The sequence below is a fragment of the Pseudomonas sp. 58(2021) genome (assembly GCF_017491585.1).
Classification (GTDB): domain Bacteria; phylum Pseudomonadota; class Gammaproteobacteria; order Pseudomonadales; family Pseudomonadaceae; genus Aquipseudomonas; species Aquipseudomonas fluorescens_BT.
The window spans coordinates 37,527-55,327 of the sequence record NZ_JAFGYZ010000018.1; the positions used below are offsets into that span (position 1 = coordinate 37,527).

The following is a 17,801-nucleotide window of genomic DNA, read 5'->3' on the forward strand; positions in this document are numbered from 1 at the left end:
ATTCAGGTAGAATGCGCGCCCGGTTTTTGGAGAAGCTCATGACCCTGCTCAAATTCAGCGATGTGTCCCTTGCATTCGGCGCGATGCCGTTGTTGGACAAGGTGTCCTGGCAGATCGCCCGTGGTGAGCGGGTGTGCATCATCGGTCGCAACGGCACTGGCAAGTCCAGCATGATGAAACTGGTCAAGGGCAACCAGAAGCCTGATGACGGCTCGGTGTGGCGTGCCCCCGGTCTGAAAATCGGTGAATTGCCGCAGGAATTGCCGGTGGCCGACGAGCGGACGGTGTTCGACGTGGTCGCCGAAGGCCTCGACGGTGTGGGCGCCTTGCTCGCCGAATACCATCACCTGAGCCAGAACATCGTCACCGACGCCGACCTGGAAAAGCTGATGCACGTCCAGCACGACCTCGAAGCCCGTGACGGCTGGCGCTTGCAGACCTTGGTCGACAGCACCTTGAGCCGCCTGCAACTGCCGGCCGACAAGACCCTCGCCGAACTGTCCGGCGGCTGGCGTCGTCGTGTGCTGCTGGCGCAGGCGCTGGTATCCGAGCCGGATCTGCTGCTGCTCGACGAGCCAACCAACCACCTGGACATTGGTGCAATTGCCTGGCTTGAAGAAGCCTTGAAGGATTTCCAGGGCGCCGTGTTGTTCATCACGCACGACCGTTCCTTCCTGCAAAACCTCGCCACCCGCATCCTCGAACTGGATCGCGGCGGCCTGATCGACTGGAACGGCGACTACGCCAGTTTCCTGGTTCACAAGGAAGCCGCACTGGCTGCCGAAGAAACGGCCAACGCGCTGTTCGACAAGCGTCTGGCGCAGGAAGAGGTGTGGATCCGTCAGGGCATCAAGGCCCGGCGTACCCGTAACGAAGGCCGGGTTCGCGCACTGAAAGCGTTGCGCGTCGAGCGTAGCGAGCGTCGTGAGCGTACCGGCAAAGCCAACATCCAGCTGGAAACTGCCGAGAAGTCTGGCAAGCAGGTGATGGTGCTGGATAACGTGAGCTTCGCGCATCCGGGCGGCCCGTTCCTGATTCGCGATTTCTCGATGGTGCTGCAGCGCGGCGACCGGATCGGCCTGCTTGGTGCCAACGGCACCGGCAAGACCACCCTGCTGAAACTGATGCTCAGCGGCCTGCAACCGACCAGCGGCAAAGTGGAAGAGGGCACCCGGATCGATGTGGCCTACTTCGATCAGCTGCGTCATCAACTGGATCTGGAAAAGACCGTGATCGACAACGTCGCCGAGGGGCGCGACTTCATCGACATCGACGGCCAGAGCCGCCACGTGCTCAGCTACCTCGGCGACTTCCTGTTCAGCCCGCAGCGTGCCCGCACACCGGTGAAAGCGTTGTCCGGTGGTGAGCGCGCACGTCTGCTGCTGGCCAAACTGTTCAGCAAGCCTGCGAACCTGCTGGTGCTCGACGAACCGACCAACGATCTGGACGTGGAAACCCTCGAGCTGCTCGAAGAAGTGTTGCTGACTTTCAACGGCACCGTACTGATGGTCAGCCACGACCGGGCATTCCTCGACAACGTGGTCACCAGCACTCTGGTCTTCGAAGGTGAAGGCAAGGTTCGCGAGTACGTTGGCGGCTATCAGGACTGGATCCGCCAGGGCGGTTCGCCGCGTCTGTTGGGCGTGACCGAAAGCAAATCCGGCAAGGCCGACCTGAATTCGGCGGTGGTCACTGCCGAACCGGCTCCGGTTGCCGCACCAGTCGCGGCGGCCCCGGCGGCGAAGAAAAAGCTGAGCTACAAGCTTCAGCGCGAGCTGGAAGCGCTGCCGGGCGACATCGATGCCAAGGAACAGCAGATCGCTGCTGTCGAGGCTGAAATGGCTGAGGCTGGTTTCTATCAGCGTCCGCCGGCCGAGACGGCCAAGGTGATTGCTTCACTGGAGCAATTGCAGGCTGAGCTGGATGCGCTGGTGGAGCGTTGGGCCGAGCTGGACGCCTGATTGTTTCAAGGCATGAAAAAGCCCGGCATCCAGTAATGGGTGCCGGGCTTTTCAGCTTTTCACAAGCGAGTGGGATCAGCGTTTGACCAGGTGCACCGCCAGCACATCGCAAGGCGCGCCGTGCAGGACATCGTTGGCGGTCGAGCCCAATAGCAGCGCCAAACCGTGTCGGCCATGGCTGCCGACCACGATCAGGTCGCACTGCTGTTCCTTGGCGAAATGGTGGATTTCCTGACGGGGCTGGCCGTAGGTCAGGTGGCAGTTGGCGCCTTCGAGTTCGGTGTACTTGTGCTTCAGGCGTTCCAGACGTTCCTTGGCCTGATCGAACTGCTGTTGTTGCAGTTGTGACAGATCCATCGGCACGTCACCGCCGAAGGCCATGGCCATCGGTTCGACGATATGCACCAGCGACAGCTTGGCGCCATTGCTCACCGACAGCTCTCGGGCGCGGTGGATCACAGGGTCGCACTCTTCGGTCAGATCTACGGCGACCAGGATATGGTGGTAGGGCATGAGGTGCTCCTCGTGAGGGATCAATATTGGTAAGTATGGCTGGTTTCAAGCGCATTGGTTCCAGCGTCACGCAATGGGCTCATTCAAAATCGGCGCATTTAAAAACGGGAGTAGAGATATGACGGTCTGGCTGGTGGTGTCAATCCTGCTGGTGGTGTTGAGTCCGCTGGCATGGTTGCGTCCGTCCCGCGCACAGAGTGGCCGGATAGCCTTGCGCACGGAGGCCCGGCGCATCGGGCTGGCCATGCAGCTGGCGCCTCAGGAGTGGCCGCACTGGTTGAGCCAGGAGCCGCCAAACCCGTGTGCGCAATACCACCGGCCGCGACGCAGCAGGCAGCCTGCGTGCTGGACGTATTGGCAGAAATCCCCGGGTGTGTGGGTCAATCAGTGGCAGGAAGCCTGTGACGATCCACTTTTGCTGAATCATTTCGAAAAATTGCCGGGCAACGTGTTCAAGGTTGAGGCCGACAAACAGATGATTGCGCTCTATTGGGGCGAGAAGGGTGACGCTTCGGTTCTGCTGGAAATTGATGCAACGCTGAAAGCGCTGGCATGATTCGCTGAAGTTTCGCGCTGCAACGGTGCGAAACGTCTGGCAGACGAGCAATAAAAAGCCCGACATGATTCATCGGGCGGGGTTGGCCAGGCAGGCCGGAAATTCTTTTCAGTGCTGATTCCGAGTGATCCGGTCAGCAGACGTGCGTCTGTTTTCCTTCGTAGTCCCGCCAGCGTAGCCTGTTAAACAAGGCTTGCAGCGAATTAGGGCGACTTTTCTAACTATTAATCTTATGAATGCCCTGACATGCAGGCATGTGTGGCCGGGCTGCGTCTTACAGAAATGACCGCAAAGTCGCATTTCAACCCGTATTTAGGGCGATTGACAATTGTCGGAAATTCCGTGAAGGTGGCGTACCCAAATCAAACGGGCGTATGAATTGAGCGTTTGTATTGCAGACTGCTCCTACAGAATCCCGACTATCGCGTTGGCGGGTGTGCCGGGTGGATTGGTGTCAGCATTGACGAAAAAGCGTCCTGCCGAGCCATTCGCCTGCGTCCGACGTGTACTGTTCAGCTTCCATATCGTGGAGATCAGTTGATGATTTACGAAGGTAAAGCCATCACGGTTAAAGCTCTTGAAAGTGGCATCGTCGAATTGAAATTCGACCTCAAGGGTGAGTCCGTCAACAAGTTCAACCGTCTTACCCTGAACGAACTGCGTCAGGCCGTAGACACCATCAAGGCAGATGCTTCGATCAAGGGCGTGATCGTCAGCAGTGGCAAGGACGTGTTCATCGTCGGCGCCGACATCACCGAATTTGTCGACAACTTCAAGCTGCCGGATGCCGAGCTGGTTGCAGGCAATCTCGAAGCCAACAAGATCTTCAGCGATTTCGAAGACCTCAACGTTCCGACCGTGGCCGCGATCAACGGCATCGCCCTGGGTGGCGGTCTGGAAATGTGCCTGGCAGCGGACTACCGCGTCATGTCCACCAAGGCCAAGATCGGTCTGCCGGAAGTCAAGCTGGGCATCTACCCGGGCTTCGGCGGTACCGTGCGTCTGCCGCGCCTGATCGGTGCCGACAACGCCATCGAGTGGATTGCCGCCGGCAAGGAAAACCGTCCTGAAGACGCGCTCAAAGTCGGCGCCGTCGATGCGGTGGTTGCTCCCGAGAAGCTGCAGGATGCTGCCCTTGAACTGATCAAGCGCGCCATCTCCGGCGAGTTTGACTATAAGGCCAAGCGTCAGCCGAAGCTGGAAAAGCTCAAGCTGAACGCCATTGAACAAATGATGGCTTTCGAAACTGCCAAGGGTTTTGTGGCTGGCCAGGCCGGCCCGAACTACCCGGCCCCGGTTGAAGCGATCAAGACTATCCAGAAAGCCGCGAACTTCGGTCGCGACAAGGCGCTGGAAGTCGAAGCCGCAGGTTTCGTGAAACTGGCCAAGACCTCTGCCGCGCAGAGCTTGATCGGGCTGTTCCTGAACGATCAGGAGCTGAAAAAAAAGGCCAAGGCCTACGACGAAATCGCCAAGGACGTGAAGCAGGCTGCCGTGCTGGGCGCTGGCATCATGGGTGGCGGTATCGCTTATCAGTCGGCGTCCAAAGGCACGCCGATCCTGATGAAGGACATCAATGAACACGGCATCGAGCAAGGTCTGGCGGAAGCCGCCAAGCTGCTGGTCGGTCGCGTTGATAAAGGCCGCATGACCGCTGCGAAAATGGCTGAAGTGCTCAACGGCATTCGTCCTACGCTGTCCTACGGCGATTTCGGTCACGTCGACCTGGTCGTGGAAGCCGTGGTCGAGAACCCGAAGGTCAAGCAAGCCGTTCTGGCGGAAGTCGAAGACAAGGTCAAAGAGGACACCATCCTCGCGTCCAACACCTCGACCATTTCCATCAGCCTGCTGGCCAAGGCACTCAAGCGTCCGGAAAACTTCGTCGGCATGCACTTCTTCAACCCGGTGCACATGATGCCGCTGGTGGAAGTGATTCGTGGCGAGAAATCCAGCGAACAGGCGATTGCCACCACCGTTGCCTACGCCAAGAAAATGGGCAAGAACCCGATCGTCGTCAACGACTGCCCGGGCTTCCTGGTCAACCGGGTGCTGTTCCCGTACTTCGGCGGTTTCGCCAAGCTGGTCAGCGCCGGTGTGGACTTCGTCCGTATCGACAAGATCATGGAGAAATTCGGCTGGCCGATGGGCCCGGCGTATCTGATGGACGTGGTCGGCATCGACACCGGCCACCACGGTCGTGACGTGATGGCTGAAGGCTTCCCGGACCGCATGAAGGACGACCGTCGTTCGGCCATCGACGTGCTTTACGAAGCCAAGCGTCTGGGGCAGAAGAACGGCAAGGGCTTCTACGCCTACGAGGCCGACAAGAAAGGCAAGCAGAAGAAGGTTGCTGATCCGTCGGTACTGGAAGTGCTCAAGCCGATCGTCTACGAGCAGCGTGAAGTCACTGACGAAGACATCATCAACTGGATGATGATCCCGCTGTGCCTGGAAACCGTGCGTTGCCTGGAAGACGGCATCGTCGAAACTGCTGCCGAAGCCGACATGGGTCTGGTCTACGGTATTGGTTTCCCTCCATTCCGTGGCGGTGCGCTGCGCTACATCGATTCGATCGGTGTTGCCGAGTTCGTTGCCCTGGCCGACCAGTACGCTGATTTGGGCGCGCTGTACCACCCGACCGCGAAGCTGCGTGAAATGGCCAAGAACGGCCAGAGCTTCTTCGGTTAAGCGCCCCCAACTAGAGTGAGAGTGAACTTATGAGCTTGAATCCTAGAGACGTCGTGATTGTCGACTTCGGTCGTACTCCGATGGGCCGCTCCAAGGGCGGCATGCACCGCAACACCCGCGCCGAAGACATGTCGGCGCACCTGATCAGCAAACTGCTGGAACGCAACACCAAGGTCGATCCTGCCGAAGTCGAGGACGTGATCTGGGGCTGCGTCAACCAGACCCTGGAGCAGGGCTGGAACATCGCGCGGATGGCGTCGCTGATGACCCAGATCCCGCACACCTCGGCCGGCCAGACCGTCAGCCGTCTGTGTGGCTCGTCGATGAGCGCCCTGCACACCGCTGCGCAAGCGATCATGACCGGTAACGGTGACGTATTCGTGGTTGGTGGCGTCGAGCATATGGGCCACGTGAGCATGATGCACGGTGTCGATCCGAACCCGCACATGTCCCTGTACGCGGCGAAAGCCTCGGGCATGATGGGGTTGACCGCTGAAATGCTAGGCAAAATGCACGGCATCACTCGCGAACAGCAGGACGCCTTTGGCGTGCGTTCCCACCAGTTGGCCCACAAGGCGACTGTGGAAGGCAAGTTCAAGGACGAAATCATCCCGATGCAGGGTTACGACGAGCACGGTTTCCTGAAAACCTTCGACTACGACGAAACCATTCGTCCGGAAACCACCTTGGAAAGTCTGGCGGCTCTGAAGCCGGCGTTCAATCCAAAGGGCGGTACCGTGACTGCCGGTACTTCGTCGCAGATCACCGATGGTGCTTCGTGCATGATCGTGATGTCGGCGCAGCGTGCGCAGGACCTGGGCATCCAGCCAATGGCGGTGATTCGTTCGATGGCGGTGGCGGGTGTGGATCCGGCGATCATGGGTTATGGTCCGGTACCGGCGACTCAGAAAGCACTCAAGCGTGCGGGCCTGGGTATCAACGATATCGACTTCTTCGAGCTCAACGAAGCGTTCGCCGCACAGGCCCTGCCAGTGCTGAAAGACCTGAAAGTGCTCGACAAGATGAATGAGAAGGTTAACCTGCACGGCGGCGCGATCGCCTTGGGTCACCCGTTCGGTTGCTCCGGTGCCCGTATTTCCGGCACTTTGCTGAACGTGATGAAGCAGAATGGCGGTACCTTCGGGGTGGCCACCATGTGCATTGGCCTCGGCCAAGGCATCTCCACCGTCTTCGAACGCGTTTAAGCGTCTCGTCGATGGAAGCCGGGGCCAAGTGCCCCGGTTTTTGTTTTTGCGGATTTATTTTTGTTTTTATTTTGAAAAAATTTGAGTGAGGGCCGAAGCATGCCGATACAACCTGGGCTCTACCAACATTACAAAGGTCCGCAGTACCGCGTATTCAGTGTCGCGCGGCATTCCGAGACCGAAGAAGAAGTGGTCTTTTACCAAGCCCTGTATGGCGATTACGGCTTCTGGGTACGTCCCTTGAGCATGTTCCTGGAGTCCGTCGAGGTTGACGGCGAGCAGGTCCCACGCTTTGCTTTGGTGCAAGCCGAACCGAGCCTTTTTTCGAAGCCGTAAGGCGAGTGCGCGCAAAACCCTGCGCTTGACCTCACCTTGTAGCCACTATATATAGCGGTGCCGCGTCAGGCGCCAACCGCCTTTCACTTCTAGAATTCAGGAATTTTCTGATCCATGGGCAAATCGCTGGTCATTGTGGAATCCCCGGCTAAGGCCAAGACCATCAACAAGTATCTGGGCAACCAATACGTGGTGAAGTCGAGTATCGGCCATATCCGAGACCTGCCCACCAGCGGTTCGGCTAGCGCCAGCAAGGAGCCAGCCGCCAAGCGCGGCAAGGCAGCTGCAGGCGAAGCGCCAGCGCTGTCGCCGAAAGAGAAGGCGCGCAAGCAGCTGGTCTCGCGCATGGGTGTCGATCCCGATCATGGCTGGAAAGCCAAGTACGAGATCCTCCCGGGCAAGGAAAAGGTCATCGAAGAGCTGCGCCGGCTCGCCAAGGATGCTGACACCATCTATCTCGCAACCGACTTGGATCGCGAGGGGGAAGCCATTGCCTGGCACCTGCGCGAAGCCATCGGCGGTGACGACAGCCGCTACAAGCGTGTGGTGTTCAACGAAATCACCAAGAAGGCGATCCAGGAAGCCTTCTCGGAGCCGGGCGAACTCGACATCGATCGAGTGAACGCGCAGCAGGCCCGTCGTTTCCTCGATCGCGTCGTCGGCTACATGGTCTCGCCGCTGCTGTGGGCGAAGATCGCTCGCGGTTTGTCCGCCGGTCGCGTGCAATCGGTGGCCGTGAAGCTGGTGGTCGAGCGTGAGCGTGAAATTCGCGCGTTCATCCCGGAAGAATACTGGGAAGTGCATGCCGATCTCGGCACTGCAAAAGGCTCGACCGTGCGTTTCGAAGTGGCGCGTGAAAAGGGCGAAGCTTTCAAGCCCCTCAACGAAGCTCAGGCCATGGCGGCGCTGGAGAAGCTGAAGTCCTCCAGCTACAGCATCGTCAAGCGTGAAGACAAGCCGACCAGCAGCAAGCCGTCGGCACCGTTCATCACCTCCACGCTGCAACAGGCCGCGAGCAACCGCCTCGGCTTCGGCGTGAAGAAAACCATGATGATGGCCCAGCGTCTGTACGAAGCCGGCTACATCACTTATATGCGTACCGACTCGACCAACCTCTCGGCGGATGCCGTGACGATGGCGCGTACCTACATCGAAGACGAATTCGGCAAGAAGTACCTGCCGGAAACGCCGAACGTCTACAGCAGCAAGGAAGGCGCACAAGAGGCTCACGAAGCGATTCGTCCTTCCGACGCCAACACCACACCAAGCAAGCTGGCTGGCATGGAGCGTGACGCTGAGCGCCTCTACGAGCTGATCTGGCGCCAGTTTCTGGCTTGCCAGATGCTGCCGGCCCAATATCTGTCGACCACCGTCAGCGTGGCCGCTGGCGACTTCGAGCTGCGTGCCAAGGGCCGTATCCTGAAGTTTGACGGCTACACCCGTGTCCTGCCGCAAATCACCAAGCCGGGCGACGACGATGTCCTGCCCGACATGGCTCAGGGCGACGTGATGAAGCTGATCAAGCTTGATCCGACCCAGCATTTCACCAAGCCGCCGGCCCGTTACTCGGAAGCCAGCCTGGTGAAGGAAATGGAAAAGCGCGGCATCGGCCGTCCTTCGACCTACGCGGCAATCATCTCGACCATTCAGGATCGCGGTTATGTGACCCTGCATAACCGTCGTTTCTATTCGGAAAAAATGGGCGACATCGTCACCGAGCGTCTGTCCGAGAGCTTCTCGAACCTCATGGACTACGGCTTTACCGCCGGCATGGAAGAGAACCTCGATGACGTGGCTCAGGGCGAGCGCGACTGGAAAAACGTGCTGGACGAGTTCTACGGCGACTTCAAGAAAAAACTCGAAGTGGCGGAGAATCCGGAAGCCGGCATGCGTGCCAACCAGCCGGTGATGACCGATATTCCGTGCACCACCTGCGGCCGCCCGATGCAGATCCGTACTGCGTCGACTGGCGTGTTCCTCGGCTGCTCGGGCTACAGCCTGCCGCCGAAAGAACGTTGCAAGGCCACCGTCAACCTGGTGCCGGGCGATGAAATCGCGGCGGACGACGAAGGTGAGTCGGAATCCCTGGTACTGCGCGGCAAGCACCGCTGCCCGATCTGTAGTACGGCGATGGACGCCTACTTGCTCGACGAAAAGCGCAAGCTGCACATCTGCGGTAACAACCCGGATTGCGCCGGCTACGAGATCGAAGAGGGCAGCTACCGCATCAAGGGCTACGAAGGTCCGAGCCTGGAGTGCGACAAGTGCGGCAGCGAGATGCAGCTCAAGACCGGCCGTTTCGGCAAGTTCTTCGGTTGCACCAACCCGACGTGCAAGAACACCCGCAAGCTGCTGAAGAGCGGGGACGCGGCGCCGCCGAAGATGGATCCGGTGAAGATGCCTGAGCTGAAATGCGAAAAGGTCAACGACACCTACATTCTGCGTGACGGTGCTTCCGGCCTGTTTCTGGCGGCCAGCCAATTCCCGAAAAACCGCGAAACCCGTGCTCCGCTGGTGATCGAGATTCTGCCGCACAAGGATGAGATCGATCCGAAGTACCACTTCCTGTGCGAAGCGCCGCAGAAGGATCCGGATGGCCTGCCAGCCGTGATCCGCTATAGCCGCAAGACCAAGGAGCAATACGTCCAGACCGAAGTCGACGGCAAGCCGACTGGCTGGAAGGCGTTCTATGACGGTGGCAAGTGGACGGTCGAAGACAAGCGTCCGGCGAAAGCCAAGGCTTGAGCTGGTGCTGATCTGAGGTTGCCCTGATAAGGTGGCTTCAACACAAAAGGCCGCATGACAACCTTCTGGTTTTCATGTGGCCTTTTTGTTTAAAGCTTGCGGTCGGATTGGTTGATCCATGACACTGTCCGACCTGTATGAAGAAATTGTTTCGCTGCGGAGAGTGCCGATATGGCCCACGAGCTCTATACCCGTACCAATCAGAAGATCTATTTCGCGGGTCTGTCGCTGGAAGCGCTGGCCAGGGCTGAAGAGGGGCGGGCGATGAATTCGCTGGCGTTGATTCAGGCCGGGCGCGAATCGGCGCTGTTTCATCTCTACGGCGCATTGCTGGGGCTGTGTCACGAAATTGCAGGGTTCTATCGGCTGCCACAGGCTAACGCGCCCCGGGCGGAAGCGTTGTTGACCCCTGAAGTGATCGAGTCGATTGCGATCCCCGAGTTGGCCGAGATGGTTGAGTTGGCGGGTAATCCGCAAACCTGGCTGGCTAAATTGCTGTCTGCGCATTCCGCGTTGTTTCAGCCACCACGAGTGCCACACAAGCCAAAAGGTGATGTGACCCAGCCACTGATTCAGGCGTTCAATCTGGATGAAGAGCAGGCACCCGAAGAGTTGAGTCGTGAAGAGCTGGAGAGCTGGCGGCAGAACCTGAAGGGCCTGGCTATCCGTTTCCGTGAAGGCTTGAACGAGTGCTGATGGCGTCTTGGCTGGCAGCGGCGAGATGCATGCTGCTGGTCAAGATCCTGAGCGAATCCCGAATGATCTCTATATAATCCCTGCCTTTCGTGGAGAACAGACCTTTATGCCAACATCCTTTCTAGAAATTGTCGAGCTACCAGACGGCCGGATCGAACTGCGCAGGGCTGAGGACGAGGGTTCTCTGGTGACTCTGGATTTCTCCGAGGATGCCAAGGCGTTTCTGCAGGGCCAGCATGTTGAAATTGCCAAAGCGATGCTGAGCGTCGGCGTGCAGATGGCCGGTCGAATGGTTGAAGGCGAGTTTGACAAGGAAGAGGGGCCACGGGTTCTTCATTGAGCACCGCCCGTCGAGTATTGCTTCGGTCGGCTTCTCTATCCCTTGAGAAGCCCCGCGCTTCAGACAGTGCGTATCAAGTCAGCCCAATCTAATATTCAGACTTTGAGCGTCCCCGGTGCGGGCGGCGCTGATCAGTTGTTGGCGTGAACCTGAATTGAGCGGGTTCAACCATGTCACCACCGTATGGCTACGACCCAGGCGCAAGGCTTCGCAAGCCAGTTGCTGAGCGCTCTGTGCGCCGCGCGGCTGCAACAGCAGGATGCGTTCACGATTCAATCCGGCATCCCGCAACCAGGTTTGGGTCAGGCTCGCCGGTGGCGCAATCAGGGTCAGCCATCGTGCGTCCTGATCATCACTCAATTCACGAAGAATGGGTGCCAGCAGGTTCAGGCAGTTCCCGGCTGCGCCGCGCAGTGACAGCTCGCTGAACGCTTCGGGTTCGGTATTCCACGGACGCTCGACAACATCCTTGAGGATGGGGGCGAGAGGTTGCGCGAGAAACGCTTCGAACAACGGCAGTTGTGTTTGCTGGGGTGCGTGTGGGAACTGCATAAAGCCTCCTTTAGCGGCGGATGACGCCGACACTCAAGCCTTCGATCACCAGTTCCTGATCTTTCAGGTTGACTTCGATGGGGGCAAACTCAGGGTTCTCTGCGATCAACCAGACCTTGCTGCCATCGCGCTTGAAGCGTTTGACCGTCACTTCATCGCCAATCCGGGCGACTACGATCTGGCCGTTACGTGCTTCCCGGGTCGTGTGAACTGCCAGAAGATCACCGTCGAAAATACCGATGTCCTTCATGCTCATCCCGTGGACCCGCAACAGGTAATCTGCGCGAGGGTGGAAGAAGGCCGGGTTGATGTTGCAGGACTCTTCGATGTGCTGCTGGGCGAGAATCGGCGCACCGGCGGCCACTCGACCGATAATCGGGAGGGTCGATTCGTCGACTTTGGCTTCAAAGCCGGGGATTCGAATGCCGCGAGAGGCCCCTGGGGTCATTTCGATCGCGCCTTTGCGAGCGAGCGCCTTGAGATGCTCTTCGGCAGCGTTGGGCGATTTGAAACCCAGTTCCTGAGCGATTTCCGCACGGGTCGGCGGGTAGCCGTTGTCTTCGAGGCAGCGTTTGATGAAGGCCAGAATCTCGGCTTGGCGTGGCGTCAGCTTAAGCATATTGATCGCTCTGTCTTTTTATACAGTGACTGGGATTATATACAGTGAAGTGATCTTGGCAATGATCGTTTTTTGCCAGGCCGCCGGACGGTCAGTGACGGCATCGATTAATGTGGCGTCCTTGTTGTGGTTAAATATCTGACCGACCATTCCCAAAACGAACCGGCAGGCTTGACAAGGCATAGGCTGAAACGTATGTTTCAAACAAGTGTTTGTCAGGCGGAGTAGCCATGGCCCAGTCGGAAACCGTTGAACGCATTCTTGATGCTGCAGAACAGCTGTTCGCGGAAAAAGGTTTCGCTGAAACCTCATTGCGTCTGATCACCAGCAAGGCCGGGGTCAACCTCGCAGCGGTGAATTATCACTTCGGCTCGAAGAAGGCGCTGATCCAGGCGGTGTTCTCGCGCTTCCTCGGCCCATTCTGCATCAGCCTCGACAAAGAGCTGGAGCGCCGCCAGGCTAAACCAGAAAACAAGCCATCGCTCGAAGAACTGCTGGAAATCCTCGTCGAACAAGCTCTTGTGGTGCAGCCTCGCAGTGGTAACGACTTGTCGATTTTCATGCGCCTGCTGGGGCTGGCCTTCAGTCAGAGCCAGGGCCACCTGCGTCGTTACCTGGAAGACATGTACGGCAAGGTATTCCGCCGCTACATGTTGCTGGTTAACGAAGCCGCACCGCGCATTCCCCCCATCGAACTGTTCTGGCGCGTGCACTTCATGCTCGGCGCTGCGGCGTTCAGCATGTCGGGCATCAAGGCCTTGCGTGCGATTGCCGAGACCGACTTCGGCGTCAACACCTCCATCGAGCAGGTGATGCGTCTGATGGTGCCGTTCCTGGCGGCCGGCATGCGTGCCGAAACCGGTGTCACCGATACCGCGATGGCGACGGCACAACTGCGGCCGCGCAGCAAATCAGCGCCGGCACCGGCCAAGGTTTAACGGTCCATGGGTGGGCGCGGCTGCGGACATCCGCTAAGCTAGCCGCCCATGCCGACTCTCGTTCTGAACCCGTTTCTCATTGAAATCACCAACCTGCCGGGCAATGCCCCTGGTGGTGGTTTCGTGGGCGACGGGTTTTTCGTTTTCAAGGAATTTCTATGACTGCTGGCCTGCAAGGCTCGTTGATGGTGGACGTCGCCGGTACCTGGCTGACGGCCGAAGATCGCCAATTGTTGCGTCAGCCCGAAGTGGGTGGCCTGATCATTTTTGCCCGCAATATCGAGCATCCGCGCCAGGTGCGCGAGCTGAGTGCGGCGATCCGGGCCATCCGTCCGGATCTGCTGCTGGCGGTGGACCAGGAGGGCGGTCGTGTCCAGCGCCTGCGTCAGGGCTTTGTACGCCTGCCAGCCATGCGCGCCATCGCTGACAATCCGAACGCCGAATATCTGGCCGAGCAATGCGGCTGGATCATGGCCACTGAAGTACTGGCGGTCGGCCTCGACCTGAGCTTTGCCCCTGTGCTGGATCTGGATTACCAGCGCAGCGCCGTGGTCGGCACCCGTTCGTTCGAAGGCGATCCGGAGCGTGCCGCATTGCTGGCCGGCGCTTTCATCAAAGGCATGAACAGTGCTGGTATGGCTGCCACTGGCAAGCATTTCCCCGGCCACGGCTGGGCGGAAGCCGACTCTCACGTTGCAATCCCCAACGACGAGCGCAGCCTCGAAGAGATCCGCGCCAACGATCTCGTGCCATTCGCCAGACTGAGCAAACAATTGGCTGCCGTGATGCCGGCCCACGTGATTTATCCGCAAGTCGATGCGCAGCCCGCCGGTTTTTCACGGCGCTGGTTGCAGGATATCCTGCGCGGCGAGTTGCAGTTCGATGGCGTGATTTTCAGTGACGACCTCTCCATGGCTGGCGCGCACGTGGTCGGCGATGCGGCGAGCCGTATCGAGGCGGCACTCAGCGCCGGTTGCGACATGGGCCTGGTGTGCAACGACCGTGCAGCCGCCGAGCTGGCCCTGAGCGCCGCCCAGCGCATGAAGGTCAAGCCGTCGCCGCGCATCGCACGCATGCGTGGTCAGGCGTTCGCCAATACCGAATACCGTCAGGATCCGCGCTGGCTGACCGCTGTCGGCGCGCTCAAAGACGCTCAACTGATCGATTAAGGATTTTTCGCTATGACGGTTTACGCAATCATCGGTGGCACCGGCCTGACCCAGCTGGAAGGCCTGAGCATTCGTCAGTCGCTGGCGGTGGATACGCCTTATGGTGAGCCTTCGGCTGAAGTCCAGATTGGTGAATATGCCGGCAAGGAAGTGCTGTTCCTCGCTCGTCACGGCCACCCGCATCGTTTTCCGCCACACAAGGTCAACTATCGCGCCAATCTGTGGGCGTTGCAGCAGGCCGGGGCAGAAGCAATCATCGCGGTCAACGCCGTGGGCGGGATCCATCCGGCAATGGGCACCGGACATTTCTGCGTGCCGCATCAGATCGTGGACTACACCAGTGGGCGCGAACACACCTATTTCGCCGATGATCTGGAACATGTCACACATATCGACTTCAGCTTTCCCTACAGCGAGCCGCTGCGTCAGCAACTGATTGCAGCGTTGGCTGCCGAAGGTTGCGAATACAGCGATCAGGGCGTTTACGCCTGCACCCAGGGTCCGCGACTGGAAACCGTGGCCGAGATCGTACGTCTGGAGCGAGACGGTTGCGACATCGTCGGCATGACCGGCATGCCGGAAGCGGCGCTGGCTCGTGAGCTGGGTCTGGATTACGCCTGTCTGTCGCTGGTGGTGAACCCGGCGGCGGGCAAGACCACGGAAGTGATCACCATGGCCGAGATCGAGCAGGCGTTGCACGATGGCATGGGCAAGGTGAAATCGACACTGGCGCGCGTACTCAAGGGTTGATTCGGGCTCTGCAATGACTTGAATGAACAGGCGCTGAGAATCTCAGCGCTTTTCAAACTTGTCCGGCAGCGGCGCAAACAGCGCCTCGATATCATCGCTCTGCAACTTCCAGTCCCCGGCCTTGCGCCCATCCAGCACGCCGGCCGCCAGGTCGGATTTCTCCCTCTGCAAGTGCTGAATCTTTTCCTCGACTGTGCCTCGGGCAATCATCTTGTAGACGAACACAGGTTTCTCCTGACCAATACGATACGCGCGGTCAGTTGCCTGATTCTCGGTCGCCGGGTTCCACCACGGATCGTAGTGAATCACCGTGTCCGCTTCCGTCAAGTTCAGACCCACACCACCAGCCTTCAGGCTGATGAGAAAGATCTGACGCTTGCCGCTCTGGAATTCCTTCACCGGGGTACGTCGATCACGGGTCTGCCCCGTCAGCAATGCATAGGCGACATTGCGTTTTTTCAGTTCTTCCTCGATCAGTGACAACATCGAGGTGAACTGCGAAAACAGCAGAATCCGCCGTCCTTCCTCGAACAGCTCTTCGAGCATTTCCATCAGGCTGTCGAGTTTGCCCGAGGTGCTGCCGCGGGCCGGCAGTGTGGCGTCGTTGACCAGGCGCAGGTCGCAGCAGACCTGGCGCAGTTTAAGTAGCGCTTCAAGAATGATGATCTGGCTGCGTGCCACGCCTTTGCGGGTGATCTCGTCGCGCACCTTCTTGTCCATGGCCAGACGCATGGTTTCGTACACGTCACGCTGCGCTTCATTGAGCTCGACCCAGTGGATGATCTCGGTTTTCGGCGGCAGCTCGGTGGCGACCTGTTCCTTGGTGCGGCGCAGCAGGAACGGTTTGATCCGACCGTTGAGGTGCTGAAGTCTGACTTCGCTGGCGCGCTTTTCGATCGGCACGCGGTAATCGGCGTTGAAGCTTTTGACGTCGCCGAGCCAGCCGGGCAGCAGAAAGTGGAACAGCGACCACAGCTCGCCCAGGTGGTTTTCCAGAGGGGTGCCGCTCAGGCACAGGCGCTGGCGTGCATTGAGTTCGCGGGCAGCCTGAGCGGCTTTGCTGTTCGGGTTCTTGATGTATTGCGCCTCATCCAGCACCAATACATGCAGTGGCTGCCGCGCCAGACGCTCGACATCCTTGGGCAGCAGCGCATAAGTCGTGAGGATCAGGTCGTAATCGGCCAGATGCTCGAAATGCTTTTTGCGGCTGGCACCGTACAGGGCAACCACTTTGAGTTGCGGCGTGAAGTGCGCTGCCTCGTCCAGCCAGTTGGGAATCAGGCTGGTGGGCATCACCACCATGCAGGGGCGATCCAGGCGTCCGGCGTTTTTTTCGCTGAGAATGTGCGCCAGTGTCTGTAGGGTTTTGCCCAGTCCCATGTCGTCCGCGAGAATCCCGCCCACCTCAAGCTGTCGCAGCGACTGCATCCAGCTCAACCCTTCGAGCTGGTAAGGGCGCAGTGTCGCGTTCAGTCCTTCCGGTGCTTCGGCGCTGTAATCGCGGATATCACGCAAGCGTTGGGCGAAACTGCGGATCTGCTCCCCGCCTTCCCAAAGCAGGGGAATGCCCTCCAGCGAATTGAGGCGGGTGGCATCAGCCTTGCTCAGGCGCAGGGTGGTTTCACCCGGCTCTTGCAGATAAAACTCGCCCAGCGTTGCCAGTACCGGTTTCAACCGGCCAAGGGGCAGGGCGACTTGCAGCGGTCCATGCTCGCTGTTGCGCTGCGGGATGTTCACCAGAATCAGCTCATCGTCCCGTCGCCGGGCAAGGCGTTCGGGGTTGAGGATTTCCGTGTGCGAGCGCATCAGATTGAGCAGGATCGGCAGCAGACTCAGGCGTTCGCCGTTGACGATGATGCCCAGTTCCAGGTCAAACCAGTCCCGTTCCGGGGTCTGCTCGACCGTGGCATACCAGTCATCGACGGCTGTCAGATCGAAGCCGAACTCATCGTCGACCAGCAGTTCCCAGCCCTGGGTTCGCAGCTTCGGCAGATCGTTCAGGGTGAAGGTCAGCCACGCACTGTCGTTGACCATTTCATAGAGTTCGCCGGCGCTTTCCGGCAGCGCCTTGCTCTGTCTTGTGGCAATGCGAAAACCGAGAATCCGCAGTTGTTCGCGGTAGCTTTGCTCGACGTCCGGATGACGTTTGACCCGCAGGGTCTGGGTTTCCTGGCGTATCAGGATGTCACTGTTTTTTTGCCCGCTGACGTATTCGTCCAGATAACTGAAGGACAGCGCCGCACGATGCTGGATGTAACGCTGCATCTTGCCGTTGCGCGGTTCGAACGCGCTGAATTCGACGCTGGCCAGCCACAGGCGTGGCACCGGTTGCACATTGTCCACCAGTACTTGCGGCGGCGCCTTGGGGCTGCGGTTTTCGAGGACGGCCTGGAGCTTTTCCAGCAGTTCGGCGTCTTTGGCGGCGGCGGGGTATTCCAGGGTTTCCTGCACTTGCAGCAATACCGCTGCGCAATGTTTGCAGTTGCTGTGAACCGGGCAGGTGCAGGTGGCATCGACCATCAGCAGGGTACCCTTGGCTGACTCGCGCAAATGGATCGTCTGGCGATAGATGTTGCCGCCCGAGCCTTCGCAGCTGGCGGTAATGGTCGCATCGCCGACCTGCACGATCCGCACCCGGTTTTCCAGAGCGTAGCGGCGGCCACGCTCCAGGCTTTGTTCCTTGAACCGGCTGACCCAGGAGGAGGCCAGCGGTTTACTCAGAGGCGGGGACAT

Annotated in this window: 15 protein-coding genes; 11 read left to right on the forward strand and 4 right to left on the reverse strand. The window is 59.2% G+C overall.

From position 1 onward, the window contains the following. Nucleotides 1–38: 38 nt before the first annotated feature. Nucleotides 39–1,961: an ATP-binding cassette domain-containing protein gene (locus tag J5M72_RS20445; RefSeq protein ID WP_207866905.1), complete on the forward strand. Its 1,923-nt coding sequence runs from the start codon at nucleotides 39–41 to the stop codon at nucleotides 1,959–1,961. Nucleotides 1,962–2,036: 75 nt separating this feature from the next. On the opposite strand, the gene J5M72_RS20450 is transcribed toward J5M72_RS20445, so the two are convergent. After that, nucleotides 2,037–2,474, reverse strand: coding sequence for a universal stress protein (locus J5M72_RS20450; protein ID WP_011335197.1), 438 nt, complete (start codon nucleotides 2,472–2,474; stop codon nucleotides 2,037–2,039). Between the two features lie 118 nt (nucleotides 2,475–2,592). Here J5M72_RS20450 and J5M72_RS20455 point away from each other — a divergent pair, with 118 nt between their 5' ends. The 7 genes from J5M72_RS20455 (at nucleotide 2,593) to J5M72_RS20485 (ending at nucleotide 11,040) form a co-directional block, all read left to right on the forward strand. Beyond that, nucleotides 2,593–3,030 carry a hypothetical protein gene (locus tag J5M72_RS20455; RefSeq protein ID WP_169431221.1) on the forward strand — a complete coding sequence of 146 codons (438 nt, stop codon included), beginning with the start codon at nucleotides 2,593–2,595 and terminating at the stop codon, nucleotides 3,028–3,030. A 540-nt stretch (nucleotides 3,031–3,570) separates the two neighbouring features. Then, the gene (gene fadB / locus J5M72_RS20460) at nucleotides 3,571–5,718 is read left to right on the forward strand and encodes a fatty acid oxidation complex subunit alpha FadB (protein ID WP_074689251.1); all 2,148 of its coding nucleotides are present in this window, start codon (nucleotides 3,571–3,573) and stop codon (nucleotides 5,716–5,718) included. 29 nt (nucleotides 5,719–5,747) lie between these two features. Then, entirely contained in the window at nucleotides 5,748–6,923 is a 1,176-nt protein-coding gene (gene fadA / locus J5M72_RS20465) for an acetyl-CoA C-acyltransferase FadA (RefSeq protein ID WP_207866906.1), read from the forward strand. Nucleotides 6,924–7,022: 99 nt separating this feature from the next. Further along, nucleotides 7,023–7,259, forward strand: a complete 237-nt coding sequence (locus J5M72_RS20470; RefSeq protein WP_007953059.1) for a DUF1653 domain-containing protein — start codon at nucleotides 7,023–7,025, stop codon at nucleotides 7,257–7,259. Nucleotides 7,260–7,373: 114 nt separating this feature from the next. Next, the gene (topA, locus tag J5M72_RS20475) at nucleotides 7,374–10,004 is read left to right on the forward strand and encodes a type I DNA topoisomerase (protein WP_169431220.1); all 2,631 of its coding nucleotides are present in this window, start codon (nucleotides 7,374–7,376) and stop codon (nucleotides 10,002–10,004) included. A 171-nt stretch (nucleotides 10,005–10,175) separates the two neighbouring features. Further along, the gene (locus J5M72_RS20480) at nucleotides 10,176–10,700 is read left to right on the forward strand and encodes a DUF6586 family protein (protein ID WP_207866907.1); all 525 of its coding nucleotides are present in this window, start codon (nucleotides 10,176–10,178) and stop codon (nucleotides 10,698–10,700) included. 106 nt (nucleotides 10,701–10,806) lie between these two features. Beyond that, nucleotides 10,807–11,040: a hypothetical protein gene (locus J5M72_RS20485; protein WP_003226592.1), complete on the forward strand. Its 234-nt coding sequence runs from the start codon at nucleotides 10,807–10,809 to the stop codon at nucleotides 11,038–11,040. Between the two features lie 78 nt (nucleotides 11,041–11,118). Here the strand turns inward: J5M72_RS20485 and sulA are convergent, their stop codons facing one another. Next, nucleotides 11,119–11,592 carry an SOS-induced cell division inhibitor SulA gene (gene sulA, locus J5M72_RS20490; RefSeq protein ID WP_169431218.1) on the reverse strand — a complete coding sequence of 158 codons (474 nt, stop codon included), beginning with the start codon at nucleotides 11,590–11,592 and terminating at the stop codon, nucleotides 11,119–11,121. Between the two features lie 10 nt (nucleotides 11,593–11,602). Continuing rightward, nucleotides 11,603–12,211 carry a transcriptional repressor LexA gene (lexA, locus tag J5M72_RS20495; RefSeq protein ID WP_007953044.1) on the reverse strand — a complete coding sequence of 203 codons (609 nt, stop codon included), beginning with the start codon at nucleotides 12,209–12,211 and terminating at the stop codon, nucleotides 11,603–11,605. 230 nt (nucleotides 12,212–12,441) lie between these two features. On the opposite strand from lexA, the gene J5M72_RS20500 reads away from it, so the two are divergent. The 3 genes from J5M72_RS20500 (at nucleotide 12,442) to J5M72_RS20510 (ending at nucleotide 15,068) form a co-directional block, all read left to right on the forward strand. Beyond that, nucleotides 12,442–13,149, forward strand: coding sequence for a TetR/AcrR family transcriptional regulator (locus J5M72_RS20500; protein ID WP_007953037.1), 708 nt, complete (start codon nucleotides 12,442–12,444; stop codon nucleotides 13,147–13,149). A gap of 170 nt (nucleotides 13,150–13,319) precedes the next feature. Further along, nucleotides 13,320–14,318: a beta-N-acetylhexosaminidase gene (gene nagZ, locus J5M72_RS20505; protein ID WP_169432674.1), complete on the forward strand. Its 999-nt coding sequence runs from the start codon at nucleotides 13,320–13,322 to the stop codon at nucleotides 14,316–14,318. 12 nt (nucleotides 14,319–14,330) lie between these two features. Further along, nucleotides 14,331–15,068 (forward strand): S-methyl-5'-thioinosine phosphorylase, encoded by a 738-nt coding sequence (locus tag J5M72_RS20510; RefSeq protein ID WP_207866908.1) that lies wholly within the window; start codon nucleotides 14,331–14,333, stop codon nucleotides 15,066–15,068. 42 nt (nucleotides 15,069–15,110) lie between these two features. Here J5M72_RS20510 and J5M72_RS20515 read toward each other — a convergent pair whose 3' ends face one another. Continuing rightward, entirely contained in the window at nucleotides 15,111–17,801 is a 2,691-nt protein-coding gene (locus tag J5M72_RS20515; RefSeq protein ID WP_207866909.1) for a DEAD/DEAH box helicase, read from the reverse strand.